This window comes from Pseudomonas sp. AC463 (genome assembly GCF_979253585.1).
Genome location: NZ_CEEDDZ010000018.1, coordinates 90,607 through 108,708, shown reverse-complemented (window position 1 = coordinate 108,708; position 18,102 = coordinate 90,607). Strand labels below are relative to the sequence as shown.

20 protein-coding genes are annotated in these 18,102 nt (G+C 64.8%); 1 reads left to right on the top strand and 19 read right to left on the bottom strand.

Translation table 11 applies throughout. From position 1 onward, the window contains the following. Nucleotides 1-20 precede the first annotated feature (20 nt). Genes AC0IYH_RS22090 through AC0IYH_RS22000 form a run of 19 tightly spaced genes read right to left on the bottom strand, consistent with a single transcriptional unit; the run spans nt 21 to nt 16,880 of the window. Complete coding sequence (locus tag AC0IYH_RS22090; protein ID WP_116627439.1) at nt 21-1,247, bottom strand: beta-ketoacyl-ACP synthase; 1,227 nt, start codon at nt 1,245-1,247, stop codon at nt 21-23. Next, the gene (fabG, locus tag AC0IYH_RS22085; protein ID WP_116627438.1) at nt 1,247-1,975 is read right to left on the bottom strand and encodes a 3-oxoacyl-ACP reductase FabG; all 729 of its coding nucleotides are present in this window, start codon (nt 1,973-1,975) and stop codon (nt 1,247-1,249) included. Before fabG ends, AC0IYH_RS22090 begins: the two co-directional genes overlap by 1 nt. Then, nucleotides 1,972-2,433: a hotdog family protein gene (locus AC0IYH_RS22080; RefSeq protein ID WP_122774859.1), complete on the bottom strand. Its 462-nt coding sequence runs from the start codon at nt 2,431-2,433 to the stop codon at nt 1,972-1,974. The genes fabG and AC0IYH_RS22080 overlap by 4 nt, the downstream gene beginning before the upstream one ends. After that, nucleotides 2,430-3,596: a beta-ketoacyl-[acyl-carrier-protein] synthase family protein gene (locus AC0IYH_RS22075; RefSeq protein WP_116627436.1), complete on the bottom strand. Its 1,167-nt coding sequence runs from the start codon at nt 3,594-3,596 to the stop codon at nt 2,430-2,432. The genes AC0IYH_RS22080 and AC0IYH_RS22075 overlap by 4 nt, the downstream gene beginning before the upstream one ends. Next, entirely contained in the window at nt 3,593-4,075 is a 483-nt protein-coding gene (locus AC0IYH_RS22070) for a hypothetical protein (RefSeq protein ID WP_471836180.1), read from the bottom strand. Before AC0IYH_RS22070 ends, AC0IYH_RS22075 begins: the two co-directional genes overlap by 4 nt. Further along, entirely contained in the window at nt 4,072-4,806 is a 735-nt protein-coding gene (locus AC0IYH_RS22065; RefSeq protein ID WP_471836179.1) for a class I SAM-dependent methyltransferase, read from the bottom strand. The genes AC0IYH_RS22070 and AC0IYH_RS22065 overlap by 4 nt, the downstream gene beginning before the upstream one ends. Next, complete coding sequence (locus AC0IYH_RS22060; protein ID WP_471836177.1) at nt 4,803-6,050, bottom strand: NAD(P)/FAD-dependent oxidoreductase; 1,248 nt, start codon at nt 6,048-6,050, stop codon at nt 4,803-4,805. Before AC0IYH_RS22060 ends, AC0IYH_RS22065 begins: the two co-directional genes overlap by 4 nt. A gap of 33 nt (nt 6,051-6,083) precedes the next feature. Continuing rightward, complete coding sequence (locus AC0IYH_RS22055) at nt 6,084-8,396, bottom strand: MMPL family transporter (protein WP_471836176.1); 2,313 nt, start codon at nt 8,394-8,396, stop codon at nt 6,084-6,086. After that, the gene (locus AC0IYH_RS22050) at nt 8,386-9,021 is read right to left on the bottom strand and encodes an outer membrane lipoprotein carrier protein LolA (RefSeq protein ID WP_471836175.1); all 636 of its coding nucleotides are present in this window, start codon (nt 9,019-9,021) and stop codon (nt 8,386-8,388) included. Before AC0IYH_RS22050 ends, AC0IYH_RS22055 begins: the two co-directional genes overlap by 11 nt. 29 nt (nt 9,022-9,050) lie before the next feature. Beyond that, nucleotides 9,051-9,476: an acyl-CoA thioesterase gene (locus tag AC0IYH_RS22045; protein ID WP_101265742.1), complete on the bottom strand. Its 426-nt coding sequence runs from the start codon at nt 9,474-9,476 to the stop codon at nt 9,051-9,053. Next, entirely contained in the window at nt 9,469-11,010 is a 1,542-nt protein-coding gene (locus tag AC0IYH_RS22040) for an HAL/PAL/TAL family ammonia-lyase (RefSeq protein ID WP_471836173.1), read from the bottom strand. Before AC0IYH_RS22040 ends, AC0IYH_RS22045 begins: the two co-directional genes overlap by 8 nt. Continuing rightward, nucleotides 10,994-11,929: an LpxL/LpxP family acyltransferase gene (locus AC0IYH_RS22035; protein ID WP_471836171.1), complete on the bottom strand. Its 936-nt coding sequence runs from the start codon at nt 11,927-11,929 to the stop codon at nt 10,994-10,996. The genes AC0IYH_RS22040 and AC0IYH_RS22035 overlap by 17 nt, the downstream gene beginning before the upstream one ends. Further along, on the bottom strand, nt 11,926-12,660 hold the full coding sequence (locus tag AC0IYH_RS22030) for a glycosyltransferase family 2 protein (protein WP_122774853.1): 735 nt from the start codon (nt 12,658-12,660) through the stop codon (nt 11,926-11,928). The genes AC0IYH_RS22035 and AC0IYH_RS22030 overlap by 4 nt, the downstream gene beginning before the upstream one ends. Then, the gene (locus tag AC0IYH_RS22025) at nt 12,653-14,323 is read right to left on the bottom strand and encodes an ApeI family dehydratase (protein ID WP_471836170.1); all 1,671 of its coding nucleotides are present in this window, start codon (nt 14,321-14,323) and stop codon (nt 12,653-12,655) included. The genes AC0IYH_RS22030 and AC0IYH_RS22025 overlap by 8 nt, the downstream gene beginning before the upstream one ends. After that, on the bottom strand, nt 14,320-14,865 hold the full coding sequence (locus AC0IYH_RS22020) for a COG4648 family protein (RefSeq protein ID WP_101265752.1): 546 nt from the start codon (nt 14,863-14,865) through the stop codon (nt 14,320-14,322). Before AC0IYH_RS22020 ends, AC0IYH_RS22025 begins: the two co-directional genes overlap by 4 nt. Then, nucleotides 14,862-15,116 (bottom strand): acyl carrier protein, encoded by a 255-nt coding sequence (locus AC0IYH_RS22015; protein WP_116627424.1) that lies wholly within the window; start codon nt 15,114-15,116, stop codon nt 14,862-14,864. Before AC0IYH_RS22015 ends, AC0IYH_RS22020 begins: the two co-directional genes overlap by 4 nt. 9 nt (nt 15,117-15,125) lie before the next feature. Then, nucleotides 15,126-15,395, bottom strand: coding sequence for a phosphopantetheine-binding protein (locus tag AC0IYH_RS22010; RefSeq protein WP_065899982.1), 270 nt, complete (start codon nt 15,393-15,395; stop codon nt 15,126-15,128). Beyond that, the gene (locus AC0IYH_RS22005; protein WP_122774851.1) at nt 15,373-16,185 is read right to left on the bottom strand and encodes a lysophospholipid acyltransferase family protein; all 813 of its coding nucleotides are present in this window, start codon (nt 16,183-16,185) and stop codon (nt 15,373-15,375) included. The genes AC0IYH_RS22010 and AC0IYH_RS22005 overlap by 23 nt, the downstream gene beginning before the upstream one ends. Continuing rightward, entirely contained in the window at nt 16,161-16,880 is a 720-nt protein-coding gene (locus AC0IYH_RS22000) for a beta-ketoacyl synthase chain length factor (protein WP_116627422.1), read from the bottom strand. Before AC0IYH_RS22000 ends, AC0IYH_RS22005 begins: the two co-directional genes overlap by 25 nt. Before the next feature lie 327 nt (nt 16,881-17,207). Between AC0IYH_RS22000 and AC0IYH_RS21995 the strand changes: the two genes are divergently transcribed. Further along, nucleotides 17,208-17,978, top strand: a complete 771-nt coding sequence (locus AC0IYH_RS21995) for a ParA family protein (protein ID WP_116627421.1) — start codon at nt 17,208-17,210, stop codon at nt 17,976-17,978. Nucleotides 17,979-18,102 lie beyond the last annotated feature (124 nt).

The following is an 18,102-nucleotide window of genomic DNA, read 5'->3' as shown; positions in this document are numbered from 1 at the left end:
TTCTCCAATCGATTAAAAAGTCAGGACCAGCGGCGGAAGATCAGCGACGTGTTGACGCCGCCAAAGGCAAAGTTGTTATTCATCACATAGTCGTTGTGCATCTCGCGAAAGCCCCCTTGCAGGTAATCCAGCTCGCCGCATTGCGGGTCGACGGCGTCCAGGTTGAAGGTGTGCACGTACTGGTCGCGGTTCATCATCTCGATGCTGAACCACGACTCCAGCGCACCGCACGCGCCCAAGGTGTGGCCGAGGAAGCTTTTCTGCGAGCTGATGGGCATGCGGCTGCCGAACAGGCTGCTGGTGGCCAGGGTTTCGGCAATGTCGCCCTGGTCGGTGGCAGTACCGTGGCCATTCACGTAGCCGATGGCGGAGGGCTCCAGCCCGGCATCTTCGAGTGCCAGCTCCATGGCACGGCGCATGGTTTTCTGCTCCGGGCGGGTGGTGTGCTGGCCGTCGGCGTTGCTGCCAAAGCCGACCAGCTCGGCATGGATATGCGCACCGCGCGCCAGGGCGTGCTCCAGTTCTTCGAGGACCAGCATGCCGCCGCCTTCGCCGATCACCAGTCCATCGCGGCCGCTGTCGTAGGGGCGCGGGCTGGTTTGCGGGGCGTCGTTTTTCAGGCTGGTGGCGTACAGCGCGTCGAACACCATGGCCTCGGTAGGGCACAGCTCTTCGGCGCCACCGGCGAGCATCAGCGGCAGGCGGCCGAACTTGATCGCCTCGTAGGCATAACCGATGCCCTGGCTGCCGCTGGTGCAGGCGCTGGACGTGGGAATCAGCCGCCCGGTGAGGCCAAAAAAGATGCTGATATTCGCCGCCGTGGTGTGCGGCATCATGCGCACGTAGGAGTTGGCATTCAGCCCCTCGGCCACCGAGTTCAGCAGCATATTGCCGAACGCCTTGATCTCGTCCGTGCTGCCGGTAGACGAGCCGCAGGCCACGCCCATGCGCCCGTCCTTGATTGATTCGTCGCCGAGCAGGCCAGCGTCCGCCAACGCCTGCTCCGCCGCCCACACCGCCAGGCGCGACACCCGGCCCATGCTGCGCAGTTGCTTGCGCGTCCAGTGCGCGGGCACCACAAAATCGTCGATGGGCCCGGCCAGGCGCGTGTTCAGTTCGGTGAAACGGTCCCACTCGTCCATGCGGCGGATGCCGCTGCGGTTGGCGCGAAAATTGGCCGCGATGGTCTCCCAATCGCCGCCCAGGGAGGTCATGCCGGCCATGCCGGTGACGACTACACGTTTCATCAGCACAGGCCCCCGTTCACGGCCAACACCTGGCGCGTGATATAGCCGGCTTCGGCCGACATCAGGAAATTCACCGCGCCGGCGACTTCTTCCGGCGTGCCCATGCGCTGCGCGGGGATCATCTTCATCAACTCTTCCACCGGTACGTTCTCATCCAGCATCGCCGTGTCGATCAAGCCGGGGGCCACGCAGTTGACGGTGATCTTGCGCTTGCCCAGCTCGATGGCCAGGGCCTTGGCCGCGCCGATCAGGCCGGCCTTGGAGGCGCTGTAGTTGACCTGGCCACGGTTGCCGATCAACCCGGAAACCGAAGTGATGCACACAATACGTCCGGCGGCGCGACGCCGGATCATCGGCATCATCACCGGGTGCAGCACGTTGTAGAAACCGTCGAGGTTGGTGCGCATCACCACGTCCCAGTCGTCTTCGGACAAGGCCGGGAAGGCGCCGTCGCGGGTCAGGCCGGCATTCAGCACCACGCCGTAGTAGGCGCCATGTTGCTCTACGTCGGCTTCAAGGATTTCCTTGCAGGCAGCGCGATCCGCGACGTCGAATTGCAGCACGCGGGCCTGGCGACCCAAGGCTTGAATTTCAACCTGCACCGCGTCGGCTTCGGCGCGGCCACTGCGGCAATGCAGCACGATGTCGTGGCCGGCCTGGGCCAGTCGCAGGGCAATGGCGCGGCCGATGCCACGGCTGGAGCCGGTGACCAGTACAGATTCAGTCATGGCGTTTCGTCCTTCGATTCATCTAAATAGTTGGCCGCCTGGGGCGGTCGAAATACGTTCAAGCGCGCACTGGCGTGGATACCGCTGCCGGTAAGGTGGCATTCGAACACACCCATGCCGTTGTCGTCTTCCAGGGAGCGCAGGCCGTGGATCGTCAGCTCGGTGCCGGCCGGGAAATGGTCCACGTTGCACTCGAACTTGCGTGTGCCGAGCAGGAAGCCCAACTCCACCGCTGCGCCGTGCTGGCGCGCGCGACAACCGGCGTAGGCAGCGACGCTTTGCGCCATCAGCTCGATGCCGACCCAGGCCGGCAGGCCGCCATCGGGGCGGTTGAACAGGCCGCCGGGCTTGACGGTGACGCGGGTGTGAATCTGCTCTTCATCGAACGACAGCACCTGGTCGATCAGGATCATGTCGCCCGCATGGGGCAGCAGTTCGGCGAGTGGCCAAGCGATCATGGGGCCTCTCCAATAATCAGGCTGACGTTATTGCCGCCGAAGGCAAACGAGTTGCTCATCAGGCAGCGTTGCTCCAGAGACTGCCCGGCCTGTGCCCACTGCAAGGCGGGCAGCGCCGGGTCGGCCTGGCCGTCCCACACGTGTGGCGGTACCCGGCCGTGGGTCAGGCTCAGCCAGCAGAACGCCGCTTCCAGCGCACCGGCGGCGCCCAGGGTGTGGCCGCTCATGGGTTTGGTCGACGAGCACGCCACACCGCTCGGGAACAGATTGGCGACGGCCTGGCTTTCCATGGCGTCGTTGTGTTGGGTCGCGGTGCCGTGCAGGTTCAAATAACCGATCTGCTCGGGCGCAAGTTTGGCACTGGCCAGCGCCTTGCGCATCGCCTGCAACGCGCCTTTGCCGCTCGGCTCGGGGGCGGAGATGTGGTGCGCATCGCAACTCGCGCCGCTGCCCAGCAGGGCGACTGCCGCCGGCGTTTTGGTCATCAGAAACAGCACCGCCGCTTCGCCGATATTGATGCCGTTACGGTTCACCGAAAACGGATTGCAGCGCTGGTTGGACACGGCTTCCAACGCGCTGAACCCATTGAGCGTGAGCTTGCACAGGCTGTCGACGCCGCCGCAGATCACCGCGTCGCACACGCCCAGATCCAACAGGCGCTGGGCGCTCATCAGCGCCCGGGCGCTGGAGGTGCAGGCGGTGGAAATCACATAGGCCGGGCCGCTCAGTTGCAGCCAGTCGGCGAGGAAATTCGCCGGGGCGCTGAGTTCCTGTTGCTGGTAGTCGTAGTCGCCGGGGAACTGGCTGTCGCGCAGGTAGTGGGCGATGCCACGGCTGGCTTCGTCGATGCCCGAGGTGCTGGTGCCCAGCACGACGCCGACCCGTGACGCGCCATAGGTGCCGATTGCCTGGCGGATCTCGCCTTCGATCTGCAACGCGGCTTCCAGCAGCAACTGGTTATTGCGGCTGCTTTGCTGGCCCAGTTCCGGCGGGATCGTCGCCAATTCGCCGTGCACGCCGCCCACCGGCAGCACCCGCTCCGGCACCCAGCCGCTTTCGGCGCGCATGCCGGAACAGTCACCGGCAAACAGGCTGCGGCTGACGTCGGCCTGGCCCCGGCCGAGGGCGCAGATCACGCCCAGGGCATTCAGATAAGCCGTCATCGCGCGACCCCCAACGGCGTGATCCGGTAGCTCAACGGCTGGCCGGCCATGTTCACGCTGAACACCTGGGAGGACTGATACACGATCTGCCAATGCCCCGGCAGCGTGCGCGTCAGGTCGCGCGCCTGGGCGTTGGGGTACAGCGCGCGCAGGTCATCCGCCGAGGCCAGGGCAAACAGCAACGCGGCAAACAGCTCGCGTGCCTGGGGGTTGGGCGGCAGCAAGCCGTCGGCCTGCCACTGCCCATCGACCAACTTTTGCCGCGCCTGGGGGATGCCCAGCGGGTCCATCATCGACCAGCGGATGCCGTCGCCTTCGCGCTGGATCACCAGCAGCCAGTCCTGGCTCTGGCCATCGGCCTGGCGCTGCACATGCAGTTGCATTGGCAGGGCCAGGGCCGGGATTTTATCGGGCAGCGGCGCCTGGCTGGCGCAGGCGCTCAGCAGCATCAGGCAGCCGATCAGCAGCGCACGCATCATGGTGCAACGCTCGCCAGCGGCTTGCGCGCCACGCAATTGACCAGGGTTTCCTCACGCTGGCCCACCGGCGGCGCCTTGCGCAGGCCCCAGCGTTCCAGCAGGCCGAAATCGCTGGAGCGGCTCCACCACAAATACGGGTACGAGACGTTCTGCGCGCCGAACTCGAAGCCCTGCTCGCGCAGCATCTGCAGGTACTCCTCGGCACTTTTTTGCACATGCATCGGGTGGCGGAACAGCCAGCGGATCACCCAGGTGTCGATATAAGCTTCGGTGGACTCGGCAAACAGCAGGTAACCGCCCGGCTTGAGCACGCGGTAGAACTCCTTCAACGCGCGTTGCTGTTCAACCAGATGGTGAAAGGTCTGGTGGCAGAACAGGATATCGACGCTGGCGTCCGCGACTTGCAGGGTGGCGCAGTCGCTGCCGATCAGCTCCACGGCCAGGCCCTGGTGCGCGGCTTCGGCCTTGCTCAGCTCCAGGCTGTGGGGGTCGGCGTCCAGGCCGATCAGGCGTGCCGGGGTGAACACCTGTTGCAGGTACTGGAACGACTTGCCCTGGCCGCAGCCGGCGTCCAGCAATACTGGCGCCTCGGGCAGCGGGTCGGTGAACAGGCTGCGCAGGTCATTGATCGCCACGCGCAGCACGTGGTGCTGCCAGGTGTGGCTGCGCAGGAACCAGAAGCCGAACCTGGTTTCTTCGACGTAGTTCTTACTTAAAAACTGAGTGCTCACGCTGCATCCCCTGCACAGATTTCCGACAACATCCGCAACCGCCGCTTGGGCTCACTGACAAACGGGTTGCGCTCGTCCCACGCGTAACCGGCGAGGATCGAGCTGATCATGCGACGAATCTCGGGCGCGCTGCCCGGGTGGAAAATCACATCCTGGAAGGTGCCCGCGTACCAGCCCTCGACGTAGCAGCGAAAGGTGTCGACGCCGCGCTTGAGCGGCTCGGCGAACTCGGTTTGCCAGTCTACGGTCTCGCCGATGAGCTGACGGTGCAGCAGGCCGGCGGCCATGCTCGCCGAGCGCATGGCGATGGTCACGCCCGAGGAGAACACCGGGTCGAGAAACTCGGCCGCATTGCCCAGCAGCGCAAAGCCCGGGCCGTGCAGGGTTTTGACGTTGGCCGAGTAGCCGCCGATGGTGCGCGCGGGGGTGTCCCACACGGCGTTTTGCAGCACGCCGGCCAGGCTCGGGGTTTCGGCGATAAAGCCGCGCAGGCAGGCGTCGAGGTCGCTGTTGCGGCCGTCGAAATGCTCCTTGGCCGCGACCACGCCCACCGAGCAACGGCCGTTGCTGAACGGGATGGTCCAGAACCAGATATCGCGTTTAGTCGGGTGGGTGGTGACGAGGATCTTGGTGCGGTCAAAACCTGGGTGTTCGATACGGTCTTCAACGTGGGTGAACACCGCCTGGCGCACCGGAAAGTTCGACGGCGCTTCCAGGTCCAGCAGGCGCGGCAGCACACGGCCGTAACCGCTGGCGTCGAGCACGAACTTGGCCTTGAGGTGGTACTCGCTGCCGTTCTCGCGGCGCACATGCAGGTAGCGGCAGGGGCCGGAAAAATCCACGCCGACGATGGTTTCGCCGTAGCGGATCTCCACGCCTTGCAGCGCGGCCTGGTCGGCCAGCAGCTTGTCGAATTCGCCGCGCTGCACCTGGAAGGTGGTCGGCTTGCCATTGCTGAACGTGTCGCCGAAATCAAACGCGCTGTAGCGCTCGCCCCAGGCGAACGCGGCGCCGGTTTTTACCTGGAACCCGGCGGCCTGCACGGCGTCGAGCATGCCGGCTTCTTCGATAAAATCGATGCAGTGCGACAGCAGGCTTTCGCCGATGGAAAACCGCGGGAAATGCTGGCGCTCAATGATCAATACATCATGCCCGTTGCGCTTCAACAGCGCCGCGGCGATGGCACCGGACGGGCCGGCCCCGATCACCACGACCTGGCGACGTTCCATTTCAACTGTGGGCACGAGGGCTCCTTGCCGCAAGGGCGATAATCACATTCATAAGGCATGCTTCTGTTGGCCGGCCCAGGGCGCCAGCATAAAGCTGAACGCCAGGCCCAGGCTGACCGAAAGACCGAAATTACTCACCGCCGGGGTGCTGGACACCGCCAGCAGGCCGAACGACAACCAAGTGGTCAGCGCGGCCAGAAGGGTTCCCAGCAGGCTGACGGCAGGGCCGCCGATCTGCTCGCGCATCAAGATCGCATAGTCGACGCTGATGGCCGTGACCAGCAGCAGGCCGAACAGGCTGAACAGGGTCAACGGCTGGCCCAGCCAACCGAGGCTGGCCAGGCTGCACAGCGCGGCCAGCAGCGGCAGGGCGACGATGCGCAAGGCACCGCCGAAGCCGAAGGGCAGGATCAGCAACAGCACAATCAGCACGCACGACATCAACTTCAATTCGGCCGCGCTGATCTGCGTGTCGGCAAACACCCGGTTCAAATCGCCGAGGCGATCCACCAGTTGCACGCCGGGCAGATCCAGCGCCTGCACGCGCAGCAGCGCCGGGTTGTTCAAGCCTTGCAGGCTGACCATCGCCGCCACGCCGCCGTCTACCGGGCCGAGCCACAGCGTGCGCCAGGGTTCGGCCAGCGGGCCAATCAGCGCGGCGTCGATGTCTTCGGTGGGCAGCGCCTGCAGTTGCGCGACTTCGGCTTGCAGGGCGCTGGCGGGCACGCCGAGGTCCAGCAGCGGTTGCCAGTGGCGTGGCAGGGCGCTGAGCGCATCGCGCAGTTGTTGCTGTTCGGCGGGCAGGTTGACCAGTTGGTTGAGCGCCAGGTAGCCCTGCAGCTTGTCCATGTTCACCAGTTGATCCAGACGCTGGGCCAATGCGGCCTGGCGTTCGAGCAATTGCTGCTGGTTGTCGGCACGCACCAGGAAGAACTGGCTGGTGGGCTGGAACCCGGTGATGCGGGCCACGGCCTGGGCCTCTTGCAGCAATTGCGGCGGGGCGCCGATCCATTGGCGGATATCGTTTTTGCTGTTCAGCTGCCACAGGCCGCCGGCGCAAAACAGCAGCACCAGCGCCAGCAGCGCCACGCTTGGCACGCGCTTGAGCAGCGCCGCACGTATCTGCCACAAGCCTTCGGCGATGCGCAGCGGCCATTGCGCCGGGCGCAGTTCCACGCCCTTGAGCAGCGCGGGCAACAGGCACACGGCGGACAGGTACGCGCCGACCAGACCTGCGGCGGAGAACACCGCGATTTGCGTCAAGGCGGGGAACGGCGTCCAGGCCAGCGCCAGGTAGCCGATGCAACTGGTGGCCAGGCTCAGGCTCAACCCCGGCAGGGTCAGGCGCAACGCCGGCCAGCTGCGCCAGGGTTTCATACTCCAGCTTTTCGACAGGTAGTGCAGTGGGTAATCCACCGCCACGCCGATCAGGCTGGAGCCCAGTACCAAGGTCATCACATGCATATGGCCAAACAGCGCCACACAGGCCACCGCGCCAAACAGCATGCCCACCAGCACCGGCACAAACGCCAGCAGCACGCGCCAGCGGCGGAATGCGAGCAACAACAGCAACAGGATGCCGACTGTGGCGCCGCCGCCGACCCAGGTGATTTCTCGCGTGGCCTGCTGTTGGCCATTGGCGGCGTAGAGCAGGCCGCTGGCGGCGAGCAATTGCGCGCCGTGCTCACTGGCTTGCGCGCGGCTGGCCTGGAGCAGGTCCGCCACTTGCAGCGGCAATTTCATGTCGAAGGCATTGCCGGTGGTGCGCGCGCGCAGCAGCACCCAGCTTTTGCCGTCGGCGTCGGCGATCAACGCGCCGCTGCCGATATCCAGCTGCACCGAGCCGTGCTGCGGCTGGCTGTTCTGGATACGCCCGGTGAGGCCCAGCCAGTCGTCCTGGCTCGGCACCAGGCTGAAGCCGGTAAACGGGTCGAACAGTGCTTGCACGCGTTGCTGGATAAACGCGTCGGGCTGCTCGATCAGTTGCTCGCGGTCCTTGGCCGAGAGCATCGCCAGGCGGCCGCGCAGCAGTTGTTCACGCAGGGCCGGCAGGTCGGCTTGCAGGTTCCACTGGACCTTTTCAAACAGGCCGCTGGCCTGCCAGCGCTCGCCCAGTTGTTGCGCCACGGCCACCGCTTGCTGGCGGTCGGTGTGCCCGACCAATACCAGCATTTCGCGGTTGAGTGGCTCCTGCATGCGCTGCTCGGCTTGCAGCTCCAGGGCGTCCGGGGTGTTGCCCGGCACCAGTTCCATCAGGTTGGCCGACAGCGGCGCGCCATGGCGCCATTGCCAGCCGGCCAGGGCTAGCACGGCCACCAGCAGGATCAGAAACAGGCGAGGCAGCAGGCGCTCACTGGGCAAAGTCGTGTTGCTCCGTTGCGCTCAGCGCTTGGCTGGCCGTGCTGTCCTGCATGCGCAGCACGGTGCTGTCGCCCTGGGTTTCCAGCAGTTCGATTTTCTGCACCAGCTCGCCACCGTCGATGTTGATCTGGGTGAACACCTGTTTGAGCAACAGCGAGCGCGGAATCAGCGTGAGCTTCCATTGCGCGGCCTCGCCTTGCAGTTGCAGCTCGAAGTCGCGTTGCAAGCCGCTGCTGTCGCCCTGCAGCACGGCGAGGAACAGGCGATTCTGCTCGGCACCGGCGCTCTTGTTCGGCAGCAGTTGCCAGCCCGTGGCGTCACGCCGGGCGATGCCCTGCGCGCTGATGCGGTAGTCCTGTTGCAGCGGGGTTTTCAGCAGCCACAGCAGGCCGTGGTCCTTGGCGAGCACGAAGGTGCCTTTGCTGACCAGCGGCTGGGGCAGGGCGCGCAGGTGTTTTTCCTGGATGAAGCTGCCGTGGATCACTGAGGGCTTTGCAAGCTGGTCACTGAGTTGTTGCAGGTCGAAGGCGTGGGCGCTGAAGCTCAGCAACAACACGATCAATGTGGCAGTGAGCTTGCTCGCGAAGCGCAGTGTCAGGCGGATCGCGTTATCGTTGACGACCATCGGGGGCAAGCCCCCTCCCACAGGGGATCTCATTTCAGGGCTCTCTCTACGGCGTCGGTGAAGACCTTGGGGGAGGCCAGCTGCATCTCGCGGCTGGCGATTTCCACGGCGACTTGCACGGTGGTGGCGCGGGTCAGGCGTTCGCCGCTGGCGAGGTCGGTGATCAGGTAGTTGACCTTCAAGCGGTTCTCCCATTCCACCAGGCTGGCACGCACGTTGATGGTCTGGCCAAACACCGCGCCGCGCACGTAGCGCAGTTGCATGTCGATCACCGGCCAGGCGTAGCCGGCTTCGAGCATCGCCGTGTAGTTGTGGCCGAGCTTGTCCAGCAGCGCGCAGCGCGCCACTTCCAGGTACTTCACGTAGTGCCCGTGCCACACCACGTTCATGGTGTCGACGTCGAAAAACGGTACGAGGATTTCGGTGTCGCAGTGCAACACGCCGGGGCTACGCATGCAGCCTCCAGCGTTGCTCGGCGATGCGCTTGAGGCACAGGCGTAGTTCGCCTTCCAGCGCGCGGTCTTCGATCACCGGCGGGAAGTCCTCGGCCAGTTCGGCGTGCATGGCCGCCAATGCCGGAGGCAGTGGGCGCGCGTCGTCGGCCTGGGCGCGCAGCCACACGCCCTGGTTGGCGGCGAGCAGGGTGGCGGCGGCGACCTGTTCGGTCAGCTCCAGCACGCGGATCGCATCACGGGCGGCGATGGTGCCCATGCTCACTTTGTCTTGGTTGTGGCACTCGGTGGAGCGCGAGAACACGCTGGCCGGCATGGTGTTTTTCAGCGCTTCGGCGGTCCAGGCGCTGGTGCCGATCTGCACGGCCTTGAAGCCGTGGTTGATCATCGCGCGGTCAGCCGGGGCGCCCGACAAGTTACTCGGCAGGCCGTGGTTGTAGCGCACGTCTACCAGCAGCGCGAGCTGGCGGTCGAGCAGGTCGGCGACGTTGGCCACCAGGGTCTTGAGGCTGTCCATGGCAAAGGCGATATGCCCGCCGTAGAAGTGCCCGCCGTGCAGTACGCGCTCTTCCTCGGCGTCGATGATCGGGTTGTCGTTGGCGCTGTTCAGCTCGATTTCGATAAACGAACGCAGCCAGTTCAGGCTGTCGGCCAACACACCGAGCACGTGGGGCGCGCAGCGCAGCGAGTAGCGGTCTTGCAGGCGATGCAGCGGCGCCGTTGGTGCATCGATCGCCAGGTCCTTGCGCAGCCAGGCGGCCACTTGCATCTGCCCTGGGTGCGGCTTGGCGGCGAACAGGCGCTCGTCGAAGTGCTCCGGGTTGCCTTGCAGCGCCACCACGTTGAGCGCGGTGATGCGCGTGGCCAGTTGCAGCAGGTAGTCGGCGCGGGCGAAGGCCAGGCAGGCGAGGCCAGTCATCACCGCGGTGCCGTTCATCAGCGCCAGGGCTTCTTTGGGGCGCAATACCAGCGGGTCCCAGCCCAGCTCGCGGTGCACATCGGCGGCGTCGCGGCGTTCGCCACGAAACATGACTTCGCGCTCGCCGGACAGGGTCGCAGCCACGTAGGACAGCGGCGTCAGGTCACCGCTGGCGCCCACCGAGCCTTCTTCCGGGATCAGCGGCAGCACGTCGTGTTCAAGGAACGCGTGCAGGCGCTCCAGCAGCTCCACACGCACCCCGGACACGCCGTGGCACAGCGACTGCAAGCGCGCGGCCAGCACGGCGCGGGTGGCTTGGGCGTCGAGCAATTTGCCCAGGCCGCAGCCGTGGAAGGTGTACAGGTGACGCGGCAACGCCTCGACGTGCTGCAACGGCACCGCCACCACGCACGAATCGCCGTAGCCGGTGGTAACGCCGTAGATCACGCCTTCCTTGTCCAGCAGCGAGTCGAGGAATTGCGCGCCCTTGGCGATGCGCTGGCGATAGGCGGCGTCGCCTTGCAGCTGGGTAGGCGTCTGACGGTTGGCCAGGGCCAGCACGTCTTCGATGCGCAGGGGGCGTTCGCCAAAGGTTACCGGCTCAAGATGCGTCGTCATCGGTCTTCCAGAAAGGATAAAAGTTGAACCATTGTTGGGGCGCATCCAGGCAGAACTGGCCCAGGCGTGCGGCGTAGCGCGCGGTCCACAGGGCGATGACCGGCTCGCGGGTGCTGCGCTTCCATTCGATCAATTCGGCGAACGGCTCGATGCTCAGGCGGTAGCGGCCGTCGTGCTTGAGGCACATCAGCAGGTTCACCGGGCATTTGAGCAGGCCGGCCAGCAGCCATGGGCCTTGGGGGAAGGCGGCGTCATGCCCGAGGAAATCCACGCGCACCGTGCGCCCGCCATGCAGCGGCACGCGGTCGCCGGCAATCGCCAGCCACTCGCCGTCGTCCAGGCGCTGGCTGAGCAGCAGCATGGTGGCCGGGTCCAGCTCGCTGACCTGGATCAGGCGCAAATGCGTCGCGCCGGCTTCGCCGAGCAGGCGGTTGAAGCGTTCGGCGTGCTTGGTGTGCACCAGCACGTTCATGGTCACTTGCTCGCCGATCTCGGCCAGCGCGCGGCACACTTCGAGGTTGCCCAGGTGCGCGCCCACCAGCATCTGCCCGCGTTCGCCGCGCAGTTGCCCACGCAGTTGCGCCGGGTCGTTGATCTCGATCTGTTCCAGGCGCAGCTTGCCGTTCCACACGTCGAGCTTGTCGAGCAGGGCGTCGGCAAACGCCATGAACTGGCCGAAGACGCGGCGGTGGGTGGGGCGCAGTTCGTCGCGCCCGCTCCAGTCGGCCAGGCGTTGCTGGTATTGCCAGGCGCTCTGGCGCGCGGTGCGGCCGAACAGGAAAAAGTACAACACGATGCCGTACAGCAGCGGGCTCAGCAGGCGGCGGCCGAGGACCTTGGCGGCGACGGCGGTGAATTTCATCAACCAGAAGCTGCCACGCTCCTCGCGGTCGGCCCAGTGTTTGCTGCTGTCACTCATGCCTGCCACCGTCGCCACAAAATCATGGGCGCGCGCACCAACATGCCGAAAAACAGCCGGGTGTGCATGGCACTAATGCGCACGTTGTCGCGGAACAAACGAAAGTGCGACAAGCCATCGGCCGGGTAATGCACCTGGGTCGGCAGCCAGCGCATCGGCTGGTTGCGCCAGGCCAGGCGCACCAGGATGTCGGAGTCGAAATCCATGCGCGTGCCGATATAGGCCGAGTCCATCAGCGCCAGCACCGGTGCCAGCGGGTACACGCGAAAGCCGCACATCGAGTCGCGAATCTGCAGCGACAGCGTGTTGATCCACACCCACACGTGGGTCAGGTAGCGCGCGTACAGGCGGCCCTTGGGCACGCTGTCGTCGTATTCGGGGTAGCCGCAGATGATTGCGTTGGGGTGCCTGCGCGAGGTGTCGATAAAGGTCTCGACTTCACGCAGGTCGTGCTGGCCGTCGGCGTCGACTTGCAGGGCGTGGGTGTAGCCCAGGCGCGCCGCTTCGCGGAAACCGGCCATGACGGCGCCGCCTTTGCCCTGGTTGTTGGGCAAGGTCAGCAGGGTGACGTTTTCCAGTGTGGCCAACTGCGCCAGCACGGCTGCGCACGCCGGGCTGCTGCCGTCGTCGACCAACAGGCACGGCAGGCCGCTGTTCAACAGGCTGCTGACCACGGCGGGCACGGCGGCTTCGTGGTTGTAGACGGGGATCAGGGCGCAGGGGTTATACATGGGCGGTTTCCAGCTGAATCCGGCCACTGGAACAGGCCGCGACGCCATTGCGATAGGCGAAATACAGCTTGCCGCGCTCCGCGTCGAAGCGCAGGTGCAGTTCGATCGCATCGCCGGGGCGCACCAGTTGCTGGAACTTGAGTACTTCCATGCCGGCGAAGGTGCTCGGCAAGTCCAGCAGTTGCTGGCCGAGGTTGAACGCCCACTCCACCTGCACCACGCCAGGCAGCACGGGGGTGACCGGAAAATGCCCGCTGAAATACGCCAGGTCTGGCGGCACACTCAGTTGCAAGGTCCATTCGCCATTGGCTTCGACCTGCTCCAGCACCTCCGGCGCTTTCGGCCGTGGCGCCAGCAGCAGGGCTTCGACGTCAGCCTGGGGCAGCTTGCCCTGGCTGTTCAGCGGCAGCTGGCGCAGCACACGCCAGCGACGCGGTAGCGCCAGGGCTTCGCAATGTTGGCTCAGGTGCTGGCGCAGGGTTTGGGTGAGGCTGCGCCGGCCCTGGTTGCGCAGGGCATGCAGGCCTTCGGCGCTGAGTACCACCAGGGCGCCGAGGGAGGCGCGGTTTTCCTGCACCACACCCAGGCGCGTCTCAGCGACCCACGGGTGGGCCATCAGCGCCTGCTCTAGCATGGGCAGGGAGATGCGTTTTTCTTCCAGCTTGACGATGCGGTCCAGGCGCCCGAGCAGCTCGAAGCGGCCGTCGGCGTGGATGCGCGCCGCGTCGGCGGTCTGTTCGATATGCCCGGCGGGCAGGTACGGCGAAGCAATGCGCAAGGCACCGTCGGCGTCCTGGCTCAATTGCACGTCGGGGAACGGCTGCCAGGGTTGCGCGCCTTGGCGCCAGGCGATACCGCCGGTTTCCGAGCTGCCTAGGATCTCGGTCGGCCACTGTTGCAAGCGCTCGTACAGGCCGCCAGCGGCTTCCACCGGCAAGGCGCCGCCGGAGGAGAACACCCGTGATACCTGGCTCAGCGCGGGCCAGTCGAGGTTATCGCCCATGCGCTTGAGCAGCGCCGGGCTCGCCACCCAGGCGAACTGCGCGTGCTCGCGGCTGGCGCGCTGCAGGTCTTCGGGGAACGCCAGTTGTTTGCGCACAAAGGTGCGACCGGCGCACAACGGCCACAACACGCGAAACAGCAAACCGTAGATGTGCTGGGTGGCGACGCTGCCGATGATGCAGGCGTCTTTGAGGTCGGCGCCCCATAGGGCTTCCAGCGCCTCGACTTCGTTGGCCAGTTGGCGCAGGGTCTTGTCGATGCGCTTGGGCTCGCCGCTGGAGCCGGAGGTGCACAGGCTCAGTTGGCAGGCGTCGAGGTCCAGGGCGGCAGGGCTCAAGGGCTTTTGGTACAACGCGTCGAGATCGGCGGCGTCTACCAGCCAGGCGTCGACAGACTCGTTCCAGCGCTGGCGGGTCTGGGGTTGCAGGTCGGCGGGCAGCAACACGCCGACCCCGGCCCGCCAGGCGCCCAGCAGGGCAATCGCCAGCAAACCGGCGTCTTCCAGGTGCACGGCCACGCGCCGGATGCCACGCGCTTGCAGGCCTGCAGCCAGGCTCAGGGAGTGTGCCCACAGTTGGGCGTGATTCATGGCAGGGTCGGTGGTAACCCGACGCTGTTCCAGCGGCTCAAGCAGCAAGTGCTCAAGTTTCAACCCATTCATACGCGGCCTCGAACCCTTTGTCGTACCAGCCATTCCACGGCAAACAACAGCCCCATCAGCCCGTAGGCGATCAGGCCGTTGTACAACGTCCACCAACTCAGCGGCGCCCACAGGGTGAGGGCGGCGGCGAGCAGGCCATTACACAGAAAAAACACACTCCACACCACGGTGACCTGGCGCGTGTACACAATCGCGTGCGGTGGCAGCACCGGGTCGGTCATGCGCGCCAGGCGCTCGACCATCGGCGGGCCATATTTGAGGCTCAAGCCAAACAGCGACAGCATGAACGCACTGACGAGGCTCGGGTACCAGCGCAGCAAGTGCGGGTTGTCGAACCAGGCCAGCAACAGGCAAAACACGATCACCGCCAGCGCCATCCAGCGACTGCCGGGGCGCCGTGCGCCGGTGAGCGCGCGCAACAGCCACAGGCTGCCCAGCAACAAGCCGAATTGCCAGGGCGCAAAGTGCTCGGTGCCGTAATACACCGCAAAGGGGTACAGCAGCCCCGCCAGCAACAGGCCGAGGCCGATCAGCCGGCTCATGCGACAGGCGTGACCAGACGGTACACCGCCTCAACCACGTCGTTGACGGTGCGCACCGCCTTGAACTCTTCGGCGGCGATCTTCTTGCCGGTCTGGCGCTTGATATGGTCGATCAGGTCGACGGCATCGATGCTGTCGATTTCCAGGTCCTGGTACAGGTTGGCGTCAAGGGTGACGCGCTCCGGCGGCAGTTCAAACAGTTCCACCAAGGCATCGCGCAGGGTGTTGAAAATATCGTCACGAGTTTGCATGGTCCGGTCTCAAGCTGCCTGTCTGGCCGTGACGAAGGCCGCAAGGCTCGCCACGTTGGTGAAGTGATTGCGGGTGTCCTTGGCGTCGGCATCGATTTTGATGCCGTACTTTTTCTGGATCGCCAGGCCCAATTCCAGGGCGTCTACCGAATCCAGGCCGAGGCCTTCGCCGAACAGGGTTTGCTCGCTGCCGATGTCGTCGGCGCTGATGTCTTCCAGGCCCAGGGCCTCGATGATCAGCGTCTTTATGTCGTGCTCAAGGCGGTGTTGGTCGCTCATCTTCGGCGAGCTCCTTAATAAAATAGTGGTGCAGGTAATCGTTGAGCTTGCGTGAGGCCTGGGGCGCGGGCCCCATTGCAGCGAACGCCTGTGGTTCTATATCGGCACCCACGCGCAAACTGAAGTGCACGCGGCATTTAGGGATGCGATACCAGGGTTCGGCCTTGGTCAGCGTGGTGGGGCTGACCTTGATCACCACGGGGGTGATGATTGTCGCACCGCGCAGCGCAATGGCGGCGCCCCCGCGATGAAAGGCAGGCGCCGCGCCGGGTGTGGTGCGGGTGCCTTCGGGAAAGATGATCAGGGTCTGGCCGCTTTTCAACGCATCGGCGGCGGCATCGAGCATTTCGGCGCTGCCGTCGTTGCTGATGTAGCCCGCGTCGCGCACCGGGCCGCGCGTGAAGGGGTTCTGCCACAAGCTTTGCTTGACCACGCAGTTGGCCTGGCGCACCAGGCCGATCAGAAACACCACGTCGATCAGCGACGGATGGTTGGCGATGATCATCTGGCCGGGGCGCCCGAGTTTGTCGGCGCCTTCGACGCTGTAGGTCAGCACGCCGGCTTTTTGCATCAGGCGGATAAAGAACCAGAACAACCAACTGATGGTGTGGCGGGCACGGCGCCGGTGGTTGGCCGCGTCTCCGGGCAAGCAACTGAGCAGCGGAAATACCAGCAAACGCAGGCACAGCCCACCGAAGCCGAACAGCGCGAAGCTGGCGGCGGTGGCGAACAGGCGCCAGTAGTAGGCGTCTCGTGGCTTGGTGGTCAGGGCTTGCGTTGCCAGTTCCATACGCGGTTCTTCCAGGCATGTTGGCAGGCGACCTGTTCGGTGAGCAGGGTGCGCAGCAGGGTCAGGGCGTGGGGCCACTGGGTTTGAGTGGGTTGGACAGTGCCGGTACTCAGTTCCAGTTGCCATTCGTCGCCCGGCGTCAGCAGCAGGCCGAGGGCATAGGGGAACGGCACGTCGTGGATCCAGCCGGCATAGGCTTGCGGTGGCTGTTCCTCGGTAATCACTAGCAACACAGCCGGGGCGCCTTCGTTGAGCAGCGCGGCGGCTTCGAGCATGCCGTGTTCCAGGCCATCGCCGGCGGCGGCGAGGGCGGTCATTTCGCTGGTTTCATTGCGCAGGATCGACCACAGGCCAATCACCGCGTTATGCACCGACAGGCTGAACTGGGTTGGCGACAGCGGCTGTTCATTGGCCAGGTCACTGAGGATATCGAGGGTGCGCGGGGTTTCGCCGTGGCGCGACACAAACACCAGCGGCAGATCCTGCAGACCCTCGGCCAGCGGCCAGCCGACGCTGAACGCCATGCGCGCCAGGCGGCTCAGGCGGCGGCGTTGCATGGCCGGCAGGAAGGACACATCGGGGGCCGCTTCGCTGGCGGGCAGCAACACCGGGTTCCGGCACCAGGCGTGCCAGTCGTCCGCGCTCTCGAGGCCAGGGCCCCAGGCACGCCATTGGGCGATGTTGAAAGTGATCACTGAGAAAGTATCCCGCCCCTGCGGGCTTCCATGTGCGGCTTTTGGCCCCGAATACCGGGACAGGGAGCAATAGCCGAATGGCGCGCATTATCCCGGTGCTGTGGGGTTCTAGCAAACTTTGGTAAAGAAATGTGCATGGCTAAATACAATTTGCTGGAAAAGATTTACAGATTGTCCTTTACCCGGGCTCTGGTTGGGTTGTGGGACTGTTCCTATTCACCCGTACGTGACTGGTCGTTGATGCAGTAGTGCATCGATGAACGAGGTAGCTAACAGGCGCTTTTGCCCTCTACACTCGGACATTCATTGATACACGGAGGTTTTTCCATGCGGCGTGTGGTGTTCAATCAGAAGGGCGGCGTTGGCAAGTCCAGCATTGCCTGCAACCTGGCGGCGGTCAGCGCCAGCGAAGGCTATCGGACCCTGTTGGTGGACCTCGATGCACAAGCCAACTCAACCCAGTACCTGACTGGGCTGACGGGCGACGACATCCCCATGGGGATCGCGGATTTTTTCAAGCAAACCCTGTCTTCCGGGCCGTTTTCCAAGAAAAACCAGGTAGATATCTACGAAACTCCGTTCGACAACCTGCATGTGATCACCGCCACCGCCGAGTTGGCCGACCTGCAGCCCAAGCTTGAGGCCAAGCACAAGATCAACAAGCTGCGAAAGCTGCTGGATGAGTTGAGCGAAGATTACGACCGGATTTACCTGGATACGCCGCCAGCCTTGAATTTTTATGCGGTTTCAGCGCTGATCGCCGCTGATCGTGTACTGATCCCCTTCGACTGCGACAGCTTCTCGCGCCAGGCGCTGTATGGCCTGCTGCGTGAAATCGAAGAATTGAAGGACGACCACAACGAAGGCCTCGAAGTGGAAGGCATTGTGGTCAACCAGTTCCAGGCCCGCGCCAGCCTGCCGCAGCAGATGCTCGATGAGTTGATCGCCGAAGGCTTGCCGGTGCTGCCGGTGTACCTGGCCAGCTCCGTGCGCATGCGCGAGTCGCACCAGGAGAGCAAACCGCTGATCCACCTGGACCCGCGGCACAAGCTGACGTTGCAGTTTGTGGAGTTGCATAACCTGCTGGAAAACGGCTGATCTCAGGCGTTAAAGAGATCCAATGTGGGAGGGGGCTTGCCCCCGATGGCGGTGTATCAGTACCAGATAGGCTGACTGACCCACTGCTATCGGGGGCAAGCCCCCTCCCACATTTAAACCGCAG

Bases quoted from the DNA above. Each gene is read 5' to 3' on its own strand.
- AC0IYH_RS22090 (WP_116627439.1), bottom strand. From the start codon at position 1,247: ATGAAACGTGTAGTCGTCACCGGCATGGCCGGCATGACCTCCCTGGGC.
- fabG (WP_116627438.1), bottom strand. From the start codon at position 1,975: ATGACTGAATCTGTACTGGTCACCGGCTCCAGCCGTGGCATCGGCCGC.
- AC0IYH_RS22080 (WP_122774859.1), bottom strand. From the start codon at position 2,433: ATGATCGCTTGGCCACTCGCCGAACTGCTGCCCCATGCGGGCGACATG.
- AC0IYH_RS22075 (WP_116627436.1), bottom strand. From the start codon at position 3,596: ATGACGGCTTATCTGAATGCCCTGGGCGTGATCTGCGCCCTCGGCCGG.
- AC0IYH_RS22070 (WP_471836180.1), bottom strand. From the start codon at position 4,075: ATGATGCGTGCGCTGCTGATCGGCTGCCTGATGCTGCTGAGCGCCTGC.
- AC0IYH_RS22050 (WP_471836175.1), bottom strand. From the start codon at position 9,021: ATGGTCGTCAACGATAACGCGATCCGCCTGACACTGCGCTTCGCGAGC.
- AC0IYH_RS22045 (WP_101265742.1), bottom strand. From the start codon at position 9,476: ATGCGTAGCCCCGGCGTGTTGCACTGCGACACCGAAATCCTCGTACCG.
- AC0IYH_RS22040 (WP_471836173.1), bottom strand. From the start codon at position 11,010: ATGACGACGCATCTTGAGCCGGTAACCTTTGGCGAACGCCCCCTGCGC.
- AC0IYH_RS22035 (WP_471836171.1), bottom strand. From the start codon at position 11,929: ATGAGTGACAGCAGCAAACACTGGGCCGACCGCGAGGAGCGTGGCAGC.
- AC0IYH_RS22030 (WP_122774853.1), bottom strand. From the start codon at position 12,660: ATGTATAACCCCTGCGCCCTGATCCCCGTCTACAACCACGAAGCCGCC.
- AC0IYH_RS22025 (WP_471836170.1), bottom strand. From the start codon at position 14,323: ATGAATGGGTTGAAACTTGAGCACTTGCTGCTTGAGCCGCTGGAACAG.
- AC0IYH_RS22020 (WP_101265752.1), bottom strand. From the start codon at position 14,865: ATGAGCCGGCTGATCGGCCTCGGCCTGTTGCTGGCGGGGCTGCTGTAC.
- AC0IYH_RS22015 (WP_116627424.1), bottom strand. From the start codon at position 15,116: ATGCAAACTCGTGACGATATTTTCAACACCCTGCGCGATGCCTTGGTG.
- AC0IYH_RS22010 (WP_065899982.1), bottom strand. From the start codon at position 15,395: ATGAGCGACCAACACCGCCTTGAGCACGACATAAAGACGCTGATCATC.
- AC0IYH_RS22005 (WP_122774851.1), bottom strand. From the start codon at position 16,185: ATGGAACTGGCAACGCAAGCCCTGACCACCAAGCCACGAGACGCCTAC.
- AC0IYH_RS21995 (WP_116627421.1), top strand. From the start codon at position 17,208: ATGCGGCGTGTGGTGTTCAATCAGAAGGGCGGCGTTGGCAAGTCCAGC.